17 protein-coding genes are annotated in these 20728 nt (G+C 72.1%); 10 read left to right on the top strand and 7 right to left on the bottom strand.

Features of this window, described 5'->3' with window-relative positions:
• From ACWCP0_RS04870 to rsmH, 4 genes are all read right to left on the bottom strand, one after another.
• Positions 1-1548, bottom strand: coding sequence for a UDP-N-acetylmuramoyl-L-alanyl-D-glutamate--2,6-diaminopimelate ligase (locus ACWCP0_RS04870; RefSeq protein ID WP_451077449.1), 1548 nt, complete (start codon positions 1546-1548; stop codon positions 1-3).
• A gap of 201 nt (positions 1549-1749) precedes the next feature.
• Positions 1750-3696: a peptidoglycan D,D-transpeptidase FtsI family protein gene (locus ACWCP0_RS04865; RefSeq protein ID WP_451077448.1), complete on the bottom strand. Its 1947-nt coding sequence runs from the start codon at positions 3694-3696 to the stop codon at positions 1750-1752.
• 4 nt (positions 3697-3700) lie between these two features.
• On the bottom strand, positions 3701-4240 hold the full coding sequence (locus ACWCP0_RS04860) for an FtsB family cell division protein (protein ID WP_451077447.1): 540 nt from the start codon (positions 4238-4240) through the stop codon (positions 3701-3703).
• 137 nt (positions 4241-4377) lie between these two features.
• A complete protein-coding gene (rsmH, locus tag ACWCP0_RS04855; protein ID WP_451077446.1) occupies positions 4378-5331 on the bottom strand; it encodes a 16S rRNA (cytosine(1402)-N(4))-methyltransferase RsmH in 954 nt (317 codons plus the stop codon).
• 313 nt (positions 5332-5644) lie between these two features.
• On the opposite strand from rsmH, the gene ACWCP0_RS04850 reads away from it, so the two are divergent.
• The 4 genes from ACWCP0_RS04850 to ACWCP0_RS04835 all read left to right on the top strand — a co-directional run bounded on the left by ACWCP0_RS04850 (position 5645) and on the right by ACWCP0_RS04835 (position 11336).
• On the top strand, positions 5645-6187 hold the full coding sequence (locus tag ACWCP0_RS04850; protein ID WP_451077445.1) for a beta-class carbonic anhydrase: 543 nt from the start codon (positions 5645-5647) through the stop codon (positions 6185-6187).
• Between the two features lie 189 nt (positions 6188-6376).
• Positions 6377-7429 carry an AAA family ATPase gene (locus ACWCP0_RS04845; protein ID WP_451077444.1) on the top strand — a complete coding sequence of 351 codons (1053 nt, stop codon included), beginning with the start codon at positions 6377-6379 and terminating at the stop codon, positions 7427-7429.
• On the top strand, positions 7429-8784 hold the full coding sequence (locus ACWCP0_RS04840; protein WP_451077443.1) for a DUF58 domain-containing protein: 1356 nt from the start codon (positions 7429-7431) through the stop codon (positions 8782-8784). The genes ACWCP0_RS04845 and ACWCP0_RS04840 overlap by 1 nt, the downstream gene beginning before the upstream one ends.
• On the top strand, positions 8781-11336 hold the full coding sequence (locus ACWCP0_RS04835; protein ID WP_451077442.1) for a transglutaminase TgpA family protein: 2556 nt from the start codon (positions 8781-8783) through the stop codon (positions 11334-11336). The genes ACWCP0_RS04840 and ACWCP0_RS04835 overlap by 4 nt, the downstream gene beginning before the upstream one ends.
• Positions 11337-11587: 251 nt before the next feature.
• Here the strand turns inward: ACWCP0_RS04835 and ACWCP0_RS04830 are convergent, their stop codons facing one another.
• The 3 genes from ACWCP0_RS04830 to ACWCP0_RS04820 all read right to left on the bottom strand — a co-directional run bounded on the left by ACWCP0_RS04830 (position 11588) and on the right by ACWCP0_RS04820 (position 13762).
• A complete protein-coding gene (locus ACWCP0_RS04830) occupies positions 11588-11980 on the bottom strand; it encodes a DUF3040 domain-containing protein (RefSeq protein WP_451077441.1) in 393 nt (130 codons plus the stop codon).
• A gap of 262 nt (positions 11981-12242) precedes the next feature.
• On the bottom strand, positions 12243-13031 hold the full coding sequence (locus tag ACWCP0_RS04825) for a methyltransferase (protein WP_451077440.1): 789 nt from the start codon (positions 13029-13031) through the stop codon (positions 12243-12245).
• A 92-nt stretch (positions 13032-13123) separates the two neighbouring features.
• Complete coding sequence (locus ACWCP0_RS04820) at positions 13124-13762, bottom strand: SAV_6107 family HEPN domain-containing protein (RefSeq protein WP_451077439.1); 639 nt, start codon at positions 13760-13762, stop codon at positions 13124-13126.
• Between the two features lie 163 nt (positions 13763-13925).
• On the opposite strand from ACWCP0_RS04820, the gene ACWCP0_RS04815 reads away from it, so the two are divergent.
• The 6 genes from ACWCP0_RS04815 to ACWCP0_RS04790 all read left to right on the top strand — a co-directional run bounded on the left by ACWCP0_RS04815 (position 13926) and on the right by ACWCP0_RS04790 (position 20618).
• Positions 13926-14765, top strand: a complete 840-nt coding sequence (locus tag ACWCP0_RS04815) for a PP2C family protein-serine/threonine phosphatase (RefSeq protein WP_451077438.1) — start codon at positions 13926-13928, stop codon at positions 14763-14765.
• A 196-nt stretch (positions 14766-14961) separates the two neighbouring features.
• A complete protein-coding gene (locus ACWCP0_RS04810; protein WP_451077437.1) occupies positions 14962-15915 on the top strand; it encodes an MASE1 domain-containing protein in 954 nt (317 codons plus the stop codon).
• Positions 15916-15993: 78 nt separating this feature from the next.
• Complete coding sequence (locus tag ACWCP0_RS04805; protein ID WP_451077436.1) at positions 15994-16983, top strand: ATP-binding cassette domain-containing protein; 990 nt, start codon at positions 15994-15996, stop codon at positions 16981-16983.
• Positions 16955-19042, top strand: a complete 2088-nt coding sequence (locus tag ACWCP0_RS04800; protein WP_451077435.1) for a YhgE/Pip family protein — start codon at positions 16955-16957, stop codon at positions 19040-19042. The genes ACWCP0_RS04805 and ACWCP0_RS04800 overlap by 29 nt, the downstream gene beginning before the upstream one ends.
• Before the next feature lie 11 nt (positions 19043-19053).
• Positions 19054-19662 carry a TetR/AcrR family transcriptional regulator gene (locus ACWCP0_RS04795; protein ID WP_451077434.1) on the top strand — a complete coding sequence of 203 codons (609 nt, stop codon included), beginning with the start codon at positions 19054-19056 and terminating at the stop codon, positions 19660-19662.
• A 332-nt stretch (positions 19663-19994) separates the two neighbouring features.
• Positions 19995-20618, top strand: a complete 624-nt coding sequence (locus tag ACWCP0_RS04790; protein WP_451077433.1) for a DUF4126 domain-containing protein — start codon at positions 19995-19997, stop codon at positions 20616-20618.
• Positions 20619-20728: the final 110 nt, after the last annotated feature.

Raw genomic sequence — 20728 nt, 5'->3', positions numbered from 1 at the left:
TCATCCCTGACTGTTCGTGTAACGGAGTTCGATCGCTTCGCGGAGCACCTGGCGGTCGTCGAAGGGACGGACCACCCCGGCGATGTCCTGGCCCTGTTCGTGGCCCTTGCCGGCGACCAGCACGGTGTCGCCCGGCTCGGCGCGGGCCACGGCAGCGGCGATGGCGGCGGCCCGGTCCTCGAAGACCTGGACCTCGCCGCGCTCGTGCGCGGGCACCTCGGCGGCGCCCGCGAGCATCGCGGCGAGGATCGCGAGGGGATCCTCGGAGCGGGGGTTGTCGGAGGTCAGGACGGCGGTGTCGGCGAGGCGGGCGGCGGCGGCGCCCATGGGCCCGCGCTTCGTCCGGTCGCGGTCGCCGCCACAGCCCAGCACGATGTGCAACTTGCCCTTGGTGACCTTGCGCAGGGAGCGCAGCACCGATTCGACGGCGTCCGTCTTGTGCGCGTAGTCGACGACCGCGAGATACGGCTGGCCCGCGTCGACGCGCTCCAGCCGGCCGGGCACACCGGGCACCGCGGCGACGCCTTCGGCAGCGGTCCCCGGGTCGATGCCGGCGACGGCGAGGGTGACGATCGCGGCGAGGGTGTTGGCGACGTTGAACGGGCCGGGCAGCGGCGCCCTGGCCCTGATCCGCTCGCCCTCGGGGCCGACGACGGTGAAGACCGAGCCCACGGCGCCGAGTTCGACGCCCTCGGCGCGCCAGTCGGCGTCCGGGTGGCCTTCGGCGGAGAACGTGACGACGGGAATCGCCGACTCCGTGACGAGCCGCCGTCCGTACTCGTCGTCGAGGTTGACGACGCCGAGCCGCGCGCGGGCCGGGGTGAACAGCTGGGCCTTGGCCCCGAAGTAGTCCTCCATGCCGGAGTGGAACTCCATGTGCTCCGGGCTGAGGTTGTTGAAGACGGCGACGTCGAAGACACAGCCGTCGACCCGGCCGAGCACGAGGGCGTGGCTGGAGACCTCCATGGCGACCGAGTCGACGCCGCGCTCGCGCATCACCGCGAACAGCGCCTGCAGATCGGTGGCTTCGGGGGTCGTGCGCTCCGACTTGATGCGCTCCTCGTCGATGCGCATCTCGACGGTGCCGATCAGGCCGGTGCGGTGGCCGGCGCCGCGCAGCCCGCCCTCGACGAGATACGCCGTGGTGGTCTTGCCGGAGGTGCCGGTGATGCCGATCTGCAGCAGGCCTTCGCCGGGCAGCCCGTAGATGGCGGCGGCGAGCTCGCCCATCCGTCCGCGCGGGTTGTCGGTGACCAGGACCGGCAGGCCGGTCGCGGCGGCGCGCTCGGCGCCCGTCGGGTCGGTGAGGATCGCGGCCGCGCCGAGCTCCTTGGCCTGGGCGACGTAGTCGGCGCCGTGGAGACGGGCGCCGGGCAGCGCGGCGTACACGTCCCCGGGGCGCACCGCCCGCGAGTCGTGGGTGATGCCGGTGACCGCGCCGGAGCCCGGGGAATCGACACCCAGTCGGTCGGCCAGCTCTGCGAGGGGGATCGGGCGGAGCTCGGCCGGACGGGGCGGGGCGGTTCGGTACTGATCAGCGTGGGGCACGGCGGTGAGCGTACCGGGCGCACGGGGAGGGGTACCAAACGAGGTGGGCCTGCGCCCAGCGCAGTCGGCTGAGGGCGGTGGTGGTGGGGTCCCCCGCGCCGAAGCCCGGGGGAGGGTGGGCGAGGGGGTCCCCGGGCCGGGGTCGTCGGGACGGTTCCGGGGGTCGGGCGTGATCGTTGTCACTGGTGGTACCTCCCCGGGTCACTGGCCCGGTACGAACGTGACCGGCAGGCGTGCGGGTGCCTTGCCGGTCGGGGCGACCTGCTGGGTCTTGAGCGCGAACTCCATGACCTTCTTGTAGATGGGTCCGCAGATCTGGCCGCCGAAGTAGCTGCCCTTGGTCGGGTTCTGGATGGCGCAGTAGACCGTGATCTGCGGGTCGTCGGCGGGCGCGAAGCCCGCGAAGGAGGCGGTGTAGCCCTTGTAGCGGCCCAGTTCCGGGTCGACCCTGTTGGCCGTACCGGTCTTGCCGGCGACGCGGTAGCCGGGGATCTGGGCCTTGGTTCCGGTGCCCTCCACGTCGCCGACGACGGACTCCAGCATCGTGGCGAGGGTCCTGGCGGTCTTCTCGCTGACCACGCGGGTCCTCTCGGGCTCGGGGGCCTGGGTGAAGCGGCCGTCGGGGCCCTTGGTGCCGCGGACCAGCGTGGGCTCGATGCGTACGCCCCCGTTGGCGATGGTCGAGTAGACCGATGCGGCCTGCATGGCGTTGAGGGACAGGCCCTGGCCGAACGGAATCGTGTACTGCTGCGAGGTGGACCAGTCCGCGGGGGCGGCGAGAATGCCGGGCGACTCGCCGGGGTAGCCGAGCCCGGTCGGGCTGCCGAGGCCGAACTTCCGCAGATACGCGTGGAGGACCTTGTTGGCCTCCGTCTGGGTCCTGCCGAGCTGCCCGGTCGCCAGGATCGTGCCGATGTTGCTCGACTTGGCGAGGACGCCGTTGAGCGTCAGGTACCAGGTGGGGTGGTCGATGTCGTCCTTGAAGAGCCGGTCACCGCGGTGCAGCCGGTTGGGGACGGTGACATGGGTGCCGGGGACGGCGGCCCCCTCCTCCAGGACTGCGGCCATGGACATGACCTTGCTGGTGGAGCCCGGTTCGTACACGTCCTGGAGGGCGGCATTGCCCATGGCAGCGGAGTTGGCCTGGGAGATGTCGTTGGGGTCGAAGCCGGGGGCGTTGGCCATGGCGAGGACCTCACCGGTCCTGGCGTTCTGGACGATGACATAGCCGCGGTCGGCGCGGGACTTCGCGACCTGGTCGGCGATCGCCCGCTGAGCGGCCCACTGGATGTCGCGGTCGATGGTCAGCTCGACGTCGGAGCCGGGGACGGCGGGCTGCTCACGGGCCCCGGCGGTGGGGACGCGGTGGCCGCCGGACTGGGCGTAGGTGATCTGGCCGTCCTTGCCCGCGAGGTCCTTGTCGAGCATGGACTCGAGCCCGCCGGCGCCGCGGCCGTCGGCGTTGACGAAGCCCAGTATCCCGGCGGCGAGGTCTCCGTTGGGGTAGACGCGCTTGCTGCTGGTCTCCTGGAAGACGCCGGCGAGGACGTTGGCTCCGGGGCCGCCCGTGGCCTTGTCGGCCCTCGCCTTCTCGGCGAAGACGCTCTTGAGGTCCTTGATCTGGTTCCAGACCTGCGGGGTCTGTCGACGGGCCAGGACGGTGTAGCGGGACTTGGGGGTCTTCAGCCTGTTCGCCAGCTCCGACGCGTCCTTGCCGAGGATCGGCGCGAGGAGCGCAGCGGCCTGCTCGGGCGCGTCCGGTGTCTTGCTCTCCTCGGGCGTGAACATCTTCGGGTCGGCCGTGATGTCGTACGCGTCGACGCTGGTCGCGAGGGCGATACCGGACCGGTCGGTGATCTCGCCCCGCTCCGCGGCCAGCTTGTGGCTCATGTAGCGGTTCTTCTCGGCCATGGCGGCGTACGTGCTCGCGTCGACGGCCTGCACCTGGAGGAGGCGGACGACGAAGGCCAGCATGATGAGGCCGAGGGCGAGACTGACGAGCCGCAGCCGCGGGCGGGGGTTGCCGAGGCGGATCCGGTGGGGTCCCGCGGCGGGGGGCCGGCGCGGCGCGGGGCGGGGGCGGCTCGCGAAGCCTGCGGGGCGCGCGGGACCGGGCACCCGGCGGCGCGGAGGTTCCTGGGAGGGCACTGCGTCACCTGCCGGAGGTCGTGGAGGGCTGCTTCGGCGTCACGGACGTGCTGGATGGCGTGGTGGTGGATGGCGTGGGAGTGGTGGGCGTGGCGGATGGCGTGGGCGCCGCAGGACCGGCGTTGCCCGCCGTCCCGGCCGGGTCGGGGGTGGCGGGTGGCGGGGTGTACGGGGCTGCGGTGCTCTTTCCGGGCACTCCCCGGACCGTGCCGTCCGGACCCAGGAACGCGGGGTTGCCGCCGGGCACCATGCCGAGCTCGCGGGCCCGCTGCTCCAGCGCGTCGGGGGCGAAGTGGCTGTCCACGTCCCGCTGGAGCTCCTGCTCCTGGTCGGTGAGCTCGGTGGTCCTCTTCTTCAGCTCGCTCAGCTTGAAGGAGCCCTCGTTGAGGGACGAGTTGAGCAGCAGCAGGGTGATCAGGCCGCCGCCCAGCAGGAGGACGACGAGCAGGACGAACGGGGTGCGGGCGGCGGTGCTGGGCCCGGACGGCATCAGCCGCGCGAGCCGCGCGGTGCGTCCCTTGAGCTGTCCTGCGGCCGTCCTCACCACATGCCCTCCCTCACCCGGCTGCCGGTGCCGCCACGACCGCCGGCCTCGATGCGCCCGTCCTGGATACGCCCGTCCTTGACGCGGCGGTTCGCGACGAAGCCGGCGCCGATGCGGCCGTCACTGCTCGGCCCCCGTCACTGCTCGTCCTCGCGGATCCGCTGGGCGCCGCGCAGGCGTGCGGGCGCCGCACGGCGGTTCTCCGCGACCTCCTCCTCCGTGGGGAGCTCGGCGCCGCGGGTGAGCAGCTTCAGCCGCGGCTGGTAGCGCTCGGGCACGACGGGCAGCCCGGGCGGCGCCGTGCTGGCGGCGCCCGCCGCGAAGACCTGCTTGACCAGGCGGTCCTCGAGCGAGTGGTACGAGAGGACCGCGATCCGGCCGCCGACGGCGAGGGCCTTGACCGCGGCCGGGACGGCCCGTTCCAGGACCGTCAGCTCGCCGTTGACCTCGATGCGCAGGGCCTGGAAGGTGCGCTTCGCGGGATTGCCACCGGTGCGCTTGGCGGCCTGCGGCAGGGCGTCGCGGATCAGCTCGACGAGCCGGGCGCTGTTGGTGAAGGGCTCCTTCTCGCGCTCCCGGACGATCGCCGACACGATCCGCTTGGCCTGCTTCTCCTCGCCGTACGCGCGCAGGACCCGCACCAGCTCACCGGCGGGGTAGGTGTTCAGGACCTCCGCCGCGCTGATTCCCGTCGTCTGGTCCATGCGCATGTCGAGCGGGGCGTCCTGGGCGTAGGCGAAGCCGCGGTCGGCCTCGTCGAGCTGCATGGACGAGACGCCGAGGTCGAAGAGGATGCCCTGGACGCCGGCGATGCCGAGGCGCTCGAGGACGTCCGGCAGCTCGTCGTAGACGGCGTGCTCGAGGGTGGCGCGGTCCCCGAAACGGGCGAGCCGCTCGCCGGAGAGCCGCAGCGCCTCCTTGTCGCGGTCGAGCGCGACGAGGCGTACCCCGGGGAACCGGGTGAGCAGGGCCTCGCTGTGCCCGCCGAGGCCGAGGGTGCAGTCGACGACGACGGCCCCGGGCCGCTCCAGGGCGGGTGCCAGCAGATCCAGGCACCGCTGGAGCATCACCGGGACGTGTCGCTGGCTCAATGCGCCCTCTCAGGTCCGACGCGCGCGGGGGCCGGGGCGTACGTATGCCGCTGCCGCACACGCGGGAAAATCATGGAAATGTGCAGGATGTGTCCGTGAACTCCGCGTCACTCTAGTCCACTGACCGGGCCGGTCAATCAACCGGCTGGCGCGTCGCACGGGCCGTCGGACTCCGCGGTCACCATCAGGACATCTCACCCATATGGACCCGATCCGCTCACGCCTGTGGGTTACCTCACAACAAGCCTCATTGACGTTCTTTGTCCGCTCTCACAGCGAGACCGCGAGCGCTGTGGCCATTACCGTCATAGACATGTCGACCTCCGCACACCTCCCCGCAGACGCCGGCCTCGCGAGCGGCACGGTCACCGACCGGCTCGTCGAGGCGAACGCGCGCTACGCCGCCGGGTTCTCCGACCCCGGTATGGACGCGCGGCCCGTGCTGCGGGTCGCCGTGGTGGCGTGCATGGACGCCCGGCTCGACCTGCACGCTGCGCTCGGCCTGGAGCTGGGCGACTGCCACACCATCCGCAATGCAGGCGGCGTGGTGACGGACGATGTGATCCGCTCGCTCACGATCAGCCAGCGCGCGCTCGGGACCCGTAGCGTGATACTCATCCACCACACCGGCTGTGGTCTGGAGAGTCTGACCGAGGACTTCCGCCACGAACTGGAGGACGAGGTGGGGCAGCGGCCGGCCTGGGCCGTGGAGGCCTTCCGCGATGTCGACCAGGACGTGCGGCAGTCCATGCAGCGGGTGCGCACCTCGCCGTTCCTGCCGCACACCGACGACGTCCGTGGCTTCGTCTTCGACGTCACGAGCGGTCTGCTGCGGGAGATCGACCCCGCTGCGTGAGCGGCGAAAATGACCAACCGCTGACATATCGAGCCCAGTTGTCCACAGGCGAGTGACACGAAGCGGTAACGGCAACAAGAATGCGCGTGTGGCACCTCTGCGGAACCGACCGGAGGGGGTGTCCGTGTTTTGGGGTGGGCCGTGCCGTAAGCAGCGCATCGGCCCATGGAACGGGCCGAGGAGGGCCGGGTGACGACCTATGACGATCGAGCGAGCCTCACAGATCTGACCGCCACAGCGGAGCGTGTCCGCAGGTCGGTCGAGGGTGTGATCGAGGGCAAGCCTGAGGTCGTACGGCTTTCGCTGACCGTGCTGCTCGCCGAGGGACATCTGCTCATCGAGGATGTGCCGGGCGTGGGCAAGACGATGCTGGCCAAGGCGCTGGCGCGGTCCATCGACTGTTCGGTGCGGCGTATCCAGTTCACGCCGGACCTGCTGCCGTCGGACATCACGGGCGTGTCGATCTACGACCAGCAGCGGCGGGACTTCGAGTTCAAGCCGGGCGCGATCTTCGCGCAGATAGTGATCGGCGACGAGATCAACCGCGCGTCGCCGAAAACCCAGTCCGCACTGCTGGAGTCGATGGAGGAGCGCCAGGTCACGATCGACGGGCAGACCTACGAGCTGCCGAGCCCCTTCATGGTCGTGGCCACGCAGAACCCCGTGGAGATGGAGGGCACGTATCCGCTGCCCGAGGCGCAACGGGACCGCTTCATGGCCCGGGTGTCGATGGGGTATCCGACTCCCGAGGCCGAGTTGCAGATGCTCGACGTGCACGGCGGGGTCTCGCCGCTCGACGATCTTCAGCCCGTGGCGCACGCCCACGACATCGTGAAGCTGGTCGACGCGGTGCGCACCGTTCATGTCGCCGACTCCGTGCGGCGGTACGCGGTGGAGCTGGTCGCCGCGACCCGTAACCACACGGACCTCAGACTGGGCGCGTCGCCGCGCGCCACACTGCACCTGGTGCGCGCCGCGAAGGCCTCGGCGGCGCTCTCCGGCCGGGACTACGCCCTGCCGGACGATGTGCAGTCGCTCGCCGTGCCCGTGCTGGCGCACCGGCTGCTGCCGACCGCACAGGCCCAGCTGAACCGCCGCACGGCCGAGCAGGTCGTGCTGGAGATCCTCCAGCGCATTCCCGTGCCCACCTCGGGCAACGACGCCGGGTACGGCGGCGGCGCCCGGCACCCGTCCGGCGGCCCGGTCTACGGCCAGCAGCGGCCCGGCATCCGGCGGCTGTGATGGCGGCCGGGAGCCCTGCCGCCGGCAACGAGGACACAGGCGGACTCCGGACGGCTCTCGGCGGGCTGACCACACGGGGCCGCTCCTTTCTGGCGGCCGGCATGGCCGCGGCGGTGTGCGCATATGTGCTGGGGCAGGGCGATCTGCTCCGGGTCGGGCTGCTGCTCGCCGCGCTGCCGCTCCTCTGCGTGGCCGTGCTCTATCGCACGCGCTACCGGGTCGCGGGCAGCAGGCGGCTGTCCCCGTCCCGGGCGCCCGCCGGCTCCGAGGCCCGCGTGCATCTGCGGATGGACAACGTGTCGCGGATGCACACCGGCCTGTTGATGCTCCAGGACCATGTGCCGTACGTGCTGGGGCCGCGGCCCAGGTTCGTGCTCGACCGGGTGGAGCCCGGCGGCCGGCGTGAGGTGTCCTACCGGGTCCGATCGGATCTGCGCGGGCGCTATCCGCTCGGCCCGCTGCAGCTGCGCCTGAGCGACCCGTTCGGGATGTGCGAGCTGACCCGCTCCTTCAGCGCGTACGACACGCTCACGGTCGTTCCGCGGACCGTGCCGCTGCCGCCGGTGCGGCTGGCGGGCGAGGCCACCGGGTACGGCGACGGGCGGCAGCGCTCGCTGGCGCTGGCCGGCGAGGACGACGTCATTCCGCGTGAGTACCGGCACGGCGACGATCTGCGCCGGGTCCACTGGCGCTCCACCGCGCGCTACGGCGAGCTGATGGTGCGCCGCGAGGAGCAGCCCCAGCGGGCCAGGTGCACCGTGCTGCTGGACACCCGCCGCCTCGCCTACCAGGGCGCGGGTCCCGACTCGGCCTTCGAGTGGGCGGTGTCGGCGGCTGCCTCGGTGCTGGTGCACATGCTGGAGCGGGGCTTCGCCGTGCGACTGCTGACGGACAACGGGAGTTCGGTCCCCTCAGCGGGCGCGGAGGGCTTCGCCGGGTCGACGCAGGATTCCGCGGACTCCGCGGGGCTGATGATGGACACCCTCGCGGTCGTGGACCACTCGGACGGTGCGGGTCTGTCCCGCGCCTACGACGTGCTGCGCGGCGGGAACGAGGGGCTGCTGATCGCCTTCGTCGGTGATCTCGACGAGGAGCAGGCTGCGGTGGCGGCCCGGATGCGTCAGCGCAGCGGCGCCGCCGTGGCCTTCGTCCTGGACAGCGGCCAGTGGGTGACGAGCGGCGCGGTGGCGGGCGCGGTCGACGAGCGGCTGCGAGGGCTGCGCGAGGCCGGCTGGACGGCGGTGGCCGTGGCGCCCGGGGCTTCCCTGCCGGAGCTGTGGCGGCAGGCCTCCCGGGAGCGCAGCCACTCCACTGCCGCGGGCGGTACGGACGGTCTTTCCGGGGGATGGTCATGAGCGGACGCGGAAGGCTGGCTCTGTGCGCCTTCGCCGCCACGCTGATGGCGGCGGGCTCACTGCTGCCGCTGGTCGATCCGGTGACCTGGATCATGCAGGCCGGATTCCTGGTGGCGGTGCAGAGCGGGGTCGGCGCGCTGGCCCGGCGGGTGCCGCTGGCCAGGCCGCTGACGGTGGCCGTGCAGGCCCTCGTCGCGCTGCTGATGCTGACGCTCCTCTTCGCCCGGGAGGAGGCCCTGATCGGCCTGCTGCCGGGGCCGGACGCGTTCGTGCGCTTCGGTGAGCTGCTGTCCTCGGGCGGCGAGGACGTCGGCCGGTACGCGATACCGGCACCGGCCACGGACGGCATCCGGCTGATGCTGGTCGGCGGGGTGCTGCTGATCGGTCTGGCGGTGGACGCGCTCGCGGTGACATACCGAAGCGCGGCCCCGGCGGGCCTGCCGCTGCTTGCGCTGTACTCGGTGGCAGCGGGGCTCTCCGGCGGCGGTGCGAGCTGGCTCTGGTTCCTGCTGGCGGCGACGGGCTACCTGGTGCTTCTGCTGGCGGAGGGCCGGGACCGGCTGTCGCAGTGGGGCCGCGTGTTCGGCGGGGCGCCGCGTACGACGGGCCGGGGCGCGGGCGGGTTCGAGGCGGGCGGCAGCTCCGCTCAGGCCCCGGCGCGCACCGGCAGGCGCATCGGTGTGCTCGCCCTGGGCATCGCCCTGGCCGTTCCCGCGGCGCTGCCGGCACTGGACGGCGGGCTGCTCGGCGGCCCGGGCAACGGGCCGGGCGGGGGCGCGGGTGGCGGCGGCACGATCGACGCGGTGAACCCCGTCGTGACACTGCAGGACACGCTCAATCAGCCCGAGGCGCGTGAGTGGCTGAAGTACAAGACCAACGCGGACGACACGAGCGACATGTATCTGCGGATCATGGCGCTGGACCAGTTCGACGGCGGTTCCTGGAAGTTCTCGGTGCGCCCGGTCACGGGCATCCCGGATGAGCTCCCCCGGCCCGACGGTCTGGGCGACGGGATCGGCACGACCGTGGTCAGGACGAACATCTCGGCCGCCGGCTCGTACCGGCAGGGCTGGCTGCCGATGCCGTACCCGGCGACGAAGCTGGACATCGAGGGCAGGTGGCGCTTCGACCCGGCCCGGCGGACGGTGATCGGCGACGGCCGCCAGACGACGAGCGGTGTGCAGTACTCGGTCACCAGCCTCCAGGTGAACCCGACCCGCGAGCAGCTCGCCCAGGCGCCCGAGGCTCCTGCTTCGCTGCTGGACGAGTACACGCGGGTGCCGGATTCGCTCCCGGCCGAAGTCCGGGCCGCGGCGGCCCAGGTGACGAAGGGCGCGGCGAACGACTACGAGCGGGCGGTCAAGCTCCAGGACTGGTTCGCCGTGAAGGGCGGCTTCACGTACAGCACCCAGGTGGAGTCGGGCGGGGGTGTGGAGGGCATCTCCCGGTTCCTGAAGGCCAAGGAGGGCTTCTGCGTCCACTTCTCGTTCTCGATGGCCGCGATGGCCAGGACGCTGGGGATTCCGGCGCGGGTCGCCGTGGGCTTCACCCCCGGTTCACCGGTGGCGGGCGGGGCGATGTCGGTGAGCAACCGTGACGCGCACGCGTGGCCCGAGCTGTACTTCGAGGGCGCCGGGTGGACCCGGTTCGAGCCGACGCCGACCCGGGGCAGCGCTCCGGACTACACGCAGGCGCAGGCGCCGTCCGGCGCGCCGACCGGCGCCGTGCAGCCCGACGCGAGCGCTTCGGCCGAGGCACCGGCCGCCCCGTCGCACTCTTCCACCTGCCCGCCGCAGGAGCAGGCGCTCGGGGAGTGCGGGGCCGAGGCTCCGCAGGACGTGCTCCAGACCGCGGACCGGGGTCCGTCCTTCGGGACGATCCTGCTGTGGACGCTCACAGGCCTCGGCCTGCTGCTCGTCCCGCTGCTGCCGATGCTGTTGAGGCTGCGGGTACGGACAAAGCGGCTGAGCTCGGACGCGCATGTGCGCGGGAAGCGGGCGGCCGCGCGGGAGAAGGCGGCTGCCCGCCGGGGCGGGGACGCCCCTGACGGTGAGTTCGTGGAGGGCGGCGGCGCGTGGGCGCCCGCCGACGCCGAGGGGTACGCGCGGGGCGAGACGTCCGCGCTCACTCTGGCCGCGTGGCACGAGATCTCCGATTCGGCCTGGGATCACGGCATCCCGCCGGACGAGTCGCAGACGCCGCGCAAGGCCGCGGCCCGGATCGTGCGGCTCGGGCGGCTGGAGGGTGCTCCCGCCGACTCGGTGCACCGGGTGGCCCAGGCACTGGAACAGGTGCTGTACGCACCGGAGCCACGGCCCGGCGCGGGGCTCGCCGAGGACGCGCGAAGGGTCCGTGCGGGCCTGTCCGCGCAGGCGAGCCGGGGCACGCGGCTGCGGGCGCTGCTGTTGCCGCCCTCGTCCGTGCGGGTCGTGTGGGCTCTCGCGGCGCGGTGGAACGCTGCCACGGACCGCTGGGCCACCGCTCGTGACCGGGCACTGGCCCTGGCGGCCGCGCAGCTGCGCAGGCTGTCGCGGCAGCGCGGTCAGGGATGACGGAGCGGGCCGGGCCGGGCCGCCGAGCGCGCGGCCCGGCACCGGTCCACCAGCACACTTCGTCGGCACACGCGCCGCCGATTACGCCGAACGGGTGATTTCGTCGAACAGAGGGCGAGCGACGGCCGATCATACGGGTGAGGGGTTGACCGCGTTTCAGCGATCAACCCCTCACCCGTATGTGCATGCCGTGCGGCACGCTTTCGCGCCCGCACGGCGAAGAATCGGAGAAGTTCAGTACGTCCGGCGGCTCACTGGCCACCCTGCTCGTCGCGGCGGCGCTGCCACCGCTGTTCGATCCGGTCCATCATCGACCGGCGCTGTTTGGGCTGTCGGCGCGCGGTCTGAGCCCCGGGGGGCTGCTCACCCGGTTTGGGTGCCTTGCGCCACCCGGTGACCGCGAGGACCGCACAACCGAGCATGACGAGAAAGCCCACCACGCTGATCCAGATCACCGTGGTGACCATTCCGGCCATGAGGAGCGCGATACCCACCAGGAAGCCCGCGACCGCCTGGTAGACCCGTCGCCGGGTGTACGTACGCAGCCCGCTTCCCTCGAGCGCTGTCGCGAACTTGGGATCTTCGGCGTACAGCGCTCGCTCCATCTGCTCGAGCATTCGCTGCTCGTGCTCCGAGAGCGGCACGGAGTCCTCCTAGTCGTCGGTCGCTGGGGGCGACCGGTATGCGGCCCTTTCAGGATAGGCAGGGAATCGCCCCCGTGAAACCCGCCCTCTGCGCCCATTCGCTGTTCGGGGCCGCCATGCCGGCTCGACTGCTGAAGCGTTGATTCCCCAACCGCCGATCCGTCATGCCGGATGATGTCCCCCGATCATACGGGGCGAACGCCCCGTTCGGGTGGCCTGCGGCGTACTCCGTTTGCGGCTGCGCCCCTGATCAGCGACGGGGTCAGCCGCGCTTCTCGCCCAGAACGTGGAGCTGGGTCGCGACCGAGTGGAACGAGGGCAGTTCGGCGGCGGCCGCCTCCAGCTTGAGGAGAGCGTCCAGCGCACCCGGCTCGGTGTCCACGAGGACGCCCGGGACGAGGTCGGCGAAGACCCGCACACCGTGCACGGAACCGACCTCCATGCCCGCCGCCTCGACGAGCTCGGTGAGCTGCTCGGCCGTGAAGCGACGCGGCACGGGGTCGCCCGCGCCCCAGCGGCCGGCCGGGTCGTCGAGCGCGTGGCGGGCCTCGGTGAAGTGCCCGGCCAGGGCCCTGGCGAGGACGGCACCGCCGAGCCCTGCGGCGAGCAGGCTGAGCGATCCGCCGGGGTGCAGCGCCTCCGCGGCGTTCCGCACACCCTCGGCGGGGTCGTCGACGTACTCCAGCACGCCGTGGCAGAGCACGATGTCGAAGGCGCCGCGCCCGACCACGTCGAAGAGGCCGTGGACATCGCCCTGGACGCCGCTCACCCGGTCCGCCACGCCGGCCTCGGCGGCCCGGCGCTCCAGCGCGAACAGGGCGTTGGGACTGGGGTCGACCACGGTGACGCGGTGGCCCAGACGGGCGGCGGGCACCGCGAAGTTGCCCGAGCCGCCGCCGGTGTCGAGGACGTCCAGGGCGTCCCTGCCGGTCGCCTTGATCCGGCGGTCGAGGGTTTCCCGCAGGACGTCCCAGACCACGGCGGTACGGAGGGAGGCCCGGGAGGGGGTCCCCCCGGGGCGAGGCCCTCGGGGGAGCGTCTGGTCCGGCACGGCAGTTGACTCCTCGGCGCGGTGCCGCCCCGGTGGCGGGGCGTGAACGGTGCAAGCTCGCTCCACCCTATTGCCTCGGCCCGGCCTCCCGGTCATCCCACGGCGCCTCCCGCCCCCGGCTGTTCCCACCCGGACCCGGGGCCGGGCCGGGGACCCGACTGCAGCCGGGGCTCCGGGCCGGACTCCGGGCCGGACTCCGACCCGGGCCGGGGCCTGGGCTGGGGCAGCACCGGCTGGAGCACGAGCATCCGCTCGACCAGGCGCAGGAACATGGCCGCGTCGCGCAGCAGATCGTCTGCGTCGCGGCTGGTGGCGGCCCCCTGGATGCCCGCCTCCGCGCGCGCCCTGCGCCGGGCTCCGGAGGCGAAGAGCGCGCTCCACTCCGTGAGCTCGGGAGCTATCTCGGGAAGCACTTCCCAGGCGGACCTTATGCGGGCCCGGCGGCGGGGACTGGTCTCGGGACGGCCACGGACGGCGAGAACGGCCGCCGCGGTCCGCAGCGCGGAGAGATGGGCGGTGGCATACCGCTCGTTGGGCGTGTCCAGGGTGGCGGCCTCTTCGAGGCCGGCGCGGGCCTGGGTGAGCAGGTCGAGGGCTGCGGGCGGGGCCGATGAACGCCGGAGCACGGGGTGGACATCGCTCGCGGGACCGCCCTGCGAGGAACCGGGCAGTGAGGGTGCAGGGCCGCCTGCGCGGAGCCGGCGTGCGGCAGCGGCGTACGAGCTGGCCATGACGAACCTCCTGTCGTCGTGTGACGGCGCTGTGGCCGTATGTGTCCATCGTGAGGGGCACCACTGACAACCGGCTCTGACCTGCTGATTCGCCTGTGGAGGTGGCAGGTGTGACCGACGGCTAAGGTGAGGTCAGGAGTCCACGGGAACACCCGGAGCGGTCATGCGTGAACATCGCGCCGACCCGCCGCCCGACAGTGCGCAGCAGCTTCTGACCACCCTCGGGCGTCTCGTCGACCAGGCCCTGGAGCGGATCCGGCTCCAGCGGGCCCGGGTGGAGCTGGCCATGGCCCTGCAACGCCACATGCTCCCGCCCGAACTGCCACATCTCCCCGGCGTGCATGTCGCGGCGCGGTACGCACCCGCCCGGGACGGGCTGGAGGTCGGCGGTGACTGGTACGACGCCTTCCTGATGGCGGACGAATCGCTCGGGCTCGCGATCGGTGACGTCCAGGGACACGACGTGGAGGCCGTCGCCTTCATGGGGCAGGTCCGCACCAGCCTGCGGGCGCTCGCCGAGACGACGAGCGACACCAGTCAGGTGCTGAGCCGCGCCAACGAGCTGCTGATCTCCATGGGTTTCGGCCTCTTCGCGACCTGCTGCCTCCTGCGTTTCGACCCGGTCAGCCGTGATCTCACCGTGTCGCGGGCCGGCCATGTGCCGATGATCTGGGCGACGGCCGACGGATTCTCGGGCGTCGCCCTCGACCCCGGCGGCCCGCCGCTGGGCATCGTGCGGGGCGAGCGCTATCCGGTCACCCGCCGACGACTGACGGAGGCCGGGGTCCTGGTCCTTCTCACCGACGGGGTCGTCGAGGGACCGGAGTACCCGATGGAGGCCGGTCTGGCCGAGGTGCTCCGTCTGGTACGCGCGGGATTCGACGCCGACCCCGACGTGCTGGCCTCCGCCGTCATCAAGGTGGCCGATCTGACCGGTCACCGCGACGATGCCGCCGTGCTCGTCAGCCGCTACGACGGGCCCCCTGCCGCCGGGCGCGCCTGACACCGCGACCTGCCCGATGCGACACCTGCCCGACGTACGACGCACCCGGTGTCGCCGCGGGCCATTCATCCCTGCTCAGCGACCGCCGGCCCGCCGCGCGGCCACCGCACGGCCGATTCACCGCTGACTCACCGCTCACTCACCGCTGACTCGCCGCTGACTCGCCGTGCTCCCGTCGGCGGCGCACACTGCTGTGGTGCGCGACGAGGAGATCCGGGGTCAGGGCTTCGCGGCGCTGCGGATCCTCGGTGTCGCCGCCGTCTACTACGGGTCAGCCGAGCTGGGACTGCTCCAGCAGCTGGTGGGCGGCCAGGTCACGCCGTTGTGGCCGCCGACCGGAGTGGCCGTGGCCGCGTTGGTGGTGTTCGGGCTGCGGATCTGGCCGGGGATCGCGCTCGGCGCCTTCCTGGTCAATGTGTTGATCGGCCCGTCGCTCCCGGCCGTCCTGGGCATCGCGGCTGGGAACACAGTCGCTCCGGTCTGCGCGTATCTGATGCTTCGCCGGGCGGAGTTCCGCCCCGAGCTGGACCGGCTGCGCGACGGCCTGCTCCTGGTCTTCCTCGGCGCACTGGCCGGGATGCTGATCAGCTCGACCATCGGCACCGGTGTGCTGGTGCTCGCCGGGGCGCTGGGTGCGGGCGAGTTCTGGCCGACGTGGTCGGTGTGGTGGACGGGTGACGCGATGGGTGTCCTCGTGGTCACCCCGTTCCTGCTCGTCCTCCGAAGGGCCCACTGGCCCCGGAACGTTTCGCTCCCCCGCTGGGCCGAGGCCGTGGCCCTGGCGGTGGCCACGTTCCTCGTGACGATTCTGGCGACGCGTACCTCCAATTCGACCCTGCTCTTCCTGGTCTTCCCGCTCCTGATCTGGGCGGCGTTCCGCTTCCAGCTGCCCGGGGCAGCGCCGTGTGCCCTGGCGGTGTCCACGCTCACGATCGTCGCCGCGGCCCGGCAGGTCGGCCCGTTCGCCGGCCAGGACCTGTTCTCCAACATGGTCACGCTGCAGGCCTTCAACGGCTGCGCCGCACTGACGGCCCTGCTGCTGGCCGCGGTGATCACCGAGCGGAACGCGACCCACGAGGAGATCAAGCGGGTCTGCGCCCGGCTGGAGGAGATCGTGGCCGACGTCGATCCGCGCGAGCGCGGCGGCTGACGTACCCCGTTTGGCACCGGCCATCGACGCACGATAGTTTTTGCACTGACCAGTCAGTGCAAAAACGGGAGGGTGTGCGTGGACAGCACGCACGGGGCGGCCGTCACCGCCGAGGACTTCGGGCTCAAGGGCCCGCGCGGCTGGGCGTTCCGGGGGATGAACGTCGACGCGGGACCCGGCTCGCTCATCGCGGTCGAGGGGCCCTCAGGCTCGGGCCGCACCTGTCTGCTGCTCGCGCTCACCGGCCGGATGAAGCCCACGGAGGGCCACGCCGAGGTCGCCGGAATGCGGCTGCCGCGCAAGATGGCGGCCGTACGGCGGGTCAGCGCGCTCGGCCCGGTCCCCGGCGTCAGCGATCTCGACCCGTCGTTCACCGTCGACGAGCACCTGCGCGAGCGGGCCCTGCTCCAGCGACGGTTCGACGGCTCGCTGCGGGCTCTGCTGCGGCCGGGGGGCGAACGGGCGGCGGCGTCGGCCCGAAGCCGTGTCGAGGAGGCGCTGGAGACCGCGGGCCTCGACCTCGACTCACTGCCCAAGGCAGGGCGAACGACCGTGAGGGACCTGGAGCGGCTGGAGGCCCTGCGCCTGTCGGTCGCGCTCGCCCTGATCGGACGCCCACGGCTCCTCGCGCTCGACGACACCGACCTCAAGCTCTCCGACGCGGACCGGGCGCAGGCCTGGGCCCTGCTGCGTGCCGTGGCCGAGCAGGGCACGACCGTGCTGGCGGTGTGCAGCGAGGCCCCGGAGGACGCTGTCCTGGTCTCGACGGCGCCCAGCGCCACCACGGACACGGTGGCCGGGAAGGAAGCCGCGCCCGAGCCCGAGGCCGACGCCGAACCCGAGCCCAAGGCCCAACCCGAGCCCACGCCGGAGCCCGACGCCGAACCAGACGCCGACGCCGGCGCCAAACCCGAGCCCGAGCCCAAGGCCCAACCCGAGCCCACGCCGGAGCCCGACGCCGAACCAGACGCCGACGCCGACGCCGACGCCAAACCCGAGCCCGAGCCCGACAAGACCACGACCGAGGAGGAGCCGGCCGATGCGATCGCCGAGACTGGCCGCGCTTGAGCTGAAGCGCTTCGGCAGGGGAAAGCTGCCGCGCGCCGCGCTCGTCGCGATCCTGCTGCTGCCGCTGCTCTACGGCGCCCTGTATCTGTGGTCGTTCTGGGACCCGTACAGCCGCCTCGACCGGATCCCCGTCGCGCTCGTCAACGACGACAAGGGGGCCACGGCCGTCGGCAAGAAGATCGCCGCCGGTGACGAGATCACCAAGGGCCTGCGCGACAGCGAGGTCTTCGAGTGGCACGAGGTGAGCGCCGAGGACGCCCGCGCGGGCGTCGAGGACGGCACGTACTACCTCTCCCTCACCATGCCCGCCGACTTCAGCAAGCGCATCGCGTCGAGTTCCGGCGACTCGCCGGAGACCGGCGCGCTCGAAGTACGGACGAACGACGCGAACAACTACATCGTCGGGCAGATCTCCCGCACGGTCTTCTCCGAGGTGCGGAACGCCGCCTCCAAGGACGCCTCCCGGTCCTTCCTCGACAAGATCTTCATCTCCTTCTCCGACATCCACGACGCCACGGAGAAGGCCGCAGAGGGTGCCGACAGGCTCAAGGGCGGCATCGGCAAGGCCAAGAAGGGTTCGAAGGACCTCGCCGACGGCCTCAAGGACGCCAAGGACGGCAGTGGGAAGCTGGCCGGCGGCATCAACAGGCTCGACAAGGCCGCGGGCGACCTCGAGACGGGCGCGGGCAAGGTGGCCTCCGGCACCCAGGAGCTGGCCGACAAGGTCAACGGCATCGCCGCCGACGTCCGTCCGTACCTCAAGGACAACGGCAAGACGATCGGCGACACCGCCCGCTTCGTCGAGGACTCCTCCCGGGCGGCCCGCCACAACCTGGACCTGCTCGTGACGCACGCGCCCGGAGCGGCGACCAAGGCGCGCGAGGCGGCCGACGATCTGGCCGAGATCCACAAGGACCGCTGCGAGGACGCGCTCCTCGCCGACCCGGCGTACTGTCCCGCCCTGAAGCGGGCCGTGACCAGCGCGGCCGACGCCGCCGAGATCGCCGAGGACGTCAACACGCTCGTGAAGGACAACAGCGGCGACCTGAAGAAGCTCGACTCGCACCTCAAGACCCTGCAGGAGCAGGCGAAGAAGCTCGCCGACCGCTCCCCGACTCTCGACGACGACGTGGAGAAGGCCGTCGCCGACATCAACCGGCTGAACACCGGCGCCCACAGGGTCGCCAAGGGCGCGGACCAGATCCACACCGGACTGACCAGCGCCAAGACCGGCTCCTCCGACCTCGACTCGGGTGTCGGCCGGCTGGAGACCGGCGCGACGGACCTCGACGGAGGCATGTTCAAGCTGGTCGACGGCTCCGGCGAGCTGGCCGGGGGCCTCAACGAGGGCGTCGGCAAGATCCCCGACTACGACAAGCAGGACCGGGACCGGCGTACGGACGTCATGGCCGACCCCGTCCAGCTCGCCTCCCAGTCGCTGCACAAGGCGCCCAACTACGGCACCGGCTTCGCCCCGTACTTCATCCCGCTCTCCCTCTGGGTGGGCGCGATGGTGGCGTACATGCTGATCCAGCCGCTCAACCGGCGTGCCCTCGCCGCCGGTGCCTCCGCCTGGCGGATCGCGCTCGCGGGCTTCCTTCCGGTGGCCGCGATCGGGCTGCTCCAGGTCGCCGCTCTGATGTCCGTCCTCCACTGGGGGCTCGGCCTCCGGATGGCCCGCGCGGCCGGGACCGTCGGCTTCCTGGTCCTGGTGGTGTGCTGCTTCGCCGCGATCATCCAGTGGCTCAACGCCCGCTTCGGCGCGGCGGGCCGGATCCTGGTCCTGGCGGTGCTGATGCTCCAGCTGACCTCCGCGGGCGGCACCTATCCCGTGCAGACCAGCCCCGGGTTCTTCAACGCCATCCACCCCTTCCTGCCGATGACGTACGTCGTCGAGGCGCTGCGCCGGCTGATCACGGGCGGAGGCATCGGCCCGGTCTGGCAGGGAACGGCGGTCCTGCTCGCCTTCACCGCGGGGGCGCTCGCGCTGACCGCCGTGTCCGCGCGGCGCAAGCAGGTGTGGACGTTCGACCGTCTCCACCCGGAGCTGAGCCTGTGAGAATCGACCCCATGAACAGCAGCAGCACCCGGAGACAGGCGACGCGGGCCAAGCTCTACGAGGCGGCCGTGACCCTCATAGCCGAGCAGGGTTTCTCCGCAACGACGGTCGACGAGATCGCCGAACGGGCCGGAGTCGCCAAGGGCACGGTCTACTACAACTTCACGAGCAAGACCGAGCTCTTCGAGGAGCTGTTGCGGTACGGGGTCGGTCTGCTCACCGCATCGCTGCAGGCCGCCGCCGACGAGACGGAGGAGCGCGGCGGCACCAAGGTCGAGGCGCTGGACGCGATGATCAAGGCAGGGCTGGGCTTCATCGACCGCTACCCGGCCTTCACCCAGCTGTACGTCGCCGAGCTCTGGCGCACCAACCGGGCCTGGCAGTCCACGCTGCTGGTGGTCCGTCAGCAGGCGGTCGCCGTCGTCGAAACGGTCCTGAGGGAGGGTGTCGAGCGGGGCGAGCTGAGCGACGAGATCGACATTCCGCTCACCGCGGCGGCGCTCGTCGGCATGGTGCTGGTGGCGGCACTCGACTGGCAGGCGTTCCAGCCGGAGCGGTCGATCGACGATGTGCACGCGGCGCTGTCCCGGCTGCTGCACGGGCGGGTCAGCGGGCGGTAGCCCGCACGGAGGACAGAAGAGTGCCGGTCCGGTGAAGCTCGATCCCCCCGAGCTCACCGGACCGGCGTTTCCCCCGATTCCCCGTTACCCCCGTTGCCCTGTACCGCTGTTCCCCCTGGTCCGGGCAACCCCCGTTCGGTCGGTGCGCCGCGCCGTTCCGCCGCCCCGTGCCGGCGGTGCCGGCGCCGCGCCCTTCCGTGGCCTCCAGTCTCCCGTCTGCGCAGGTGGGAGCCCATCCGCACAGGTACTCATCTCCTCACCTAGGTACAGGTACTCAGACGCCCGCGCTCATCCCCACCCGGATCCGGCGCTCGCTGGTTACGATCGCGTCCGTGTCCGTACTGCCCCTCGTCTTCACGAGCGGCTGGGCCAGCGGAATCAACGCGTACGCGGTGGTCCTGCTGCTCGGCCTGTTCGGCGCGACCGGCATCAGCGACGAGGTGCCCGAGTCTCTCCAGCGCACGGATGTGCTGGTCGCCGCGGGTGTGCTCTTCCTGTGCGAGGCGGTGGCGGACAAGATCCCGTATGTCGACTCGGCGTGGGACTCCGTCCACACGGTGATCCGGCCGGTGGCGGGCGCGGTCGTGGCCGCGCTGCTGGCCGGGGAGAGCGGTTCGCTGCCGGAGCTCGCGGCCGGTGCGGTCGGCGGGTCGACGGCGCTGATGAGCCATCTGGTGAAGGCCGGGACGAGGATGGCGATCAACACGTCCCCGGAGCCGTTCAGCAACATCGCCATGAGCACGACCGAGGACCTCGGTGTCGCCGGGATCGTCACCTTCGCGATGTTCCATCCGCTGCCTGCGGCGATCATCGCGGCGACACTGCTCGTGCTGGGCCTCGTGACACTGGTCTTCCTCGCCTCGCGGATCCGCCGTTTTCTGCGCCGGATGGCGCAGCGGCGCGAGGAGAAACGGCTGGCGGCCGCGGCCGGCCTGCCCGACCGCCCGCCACGCTGACGCCTCCGGCGAAAGCCTCGTTCTGAGCCCGTCCGGCGATCGCGGACGGACACCCGGGCCGACGGGACGGTACCGGGCGTGCCCCGGGCCCGGCATGCCCCTCACGCCAC

It is taken from the genome of Streptomyces sp. NPDC001970 (genome assembly GCF_053594115.1).
The sequence above is the reverse complement of the archived record's forward strand: the minus strand, read 5'-3'. Positions and strand labels throughout refer to the sequence as shown.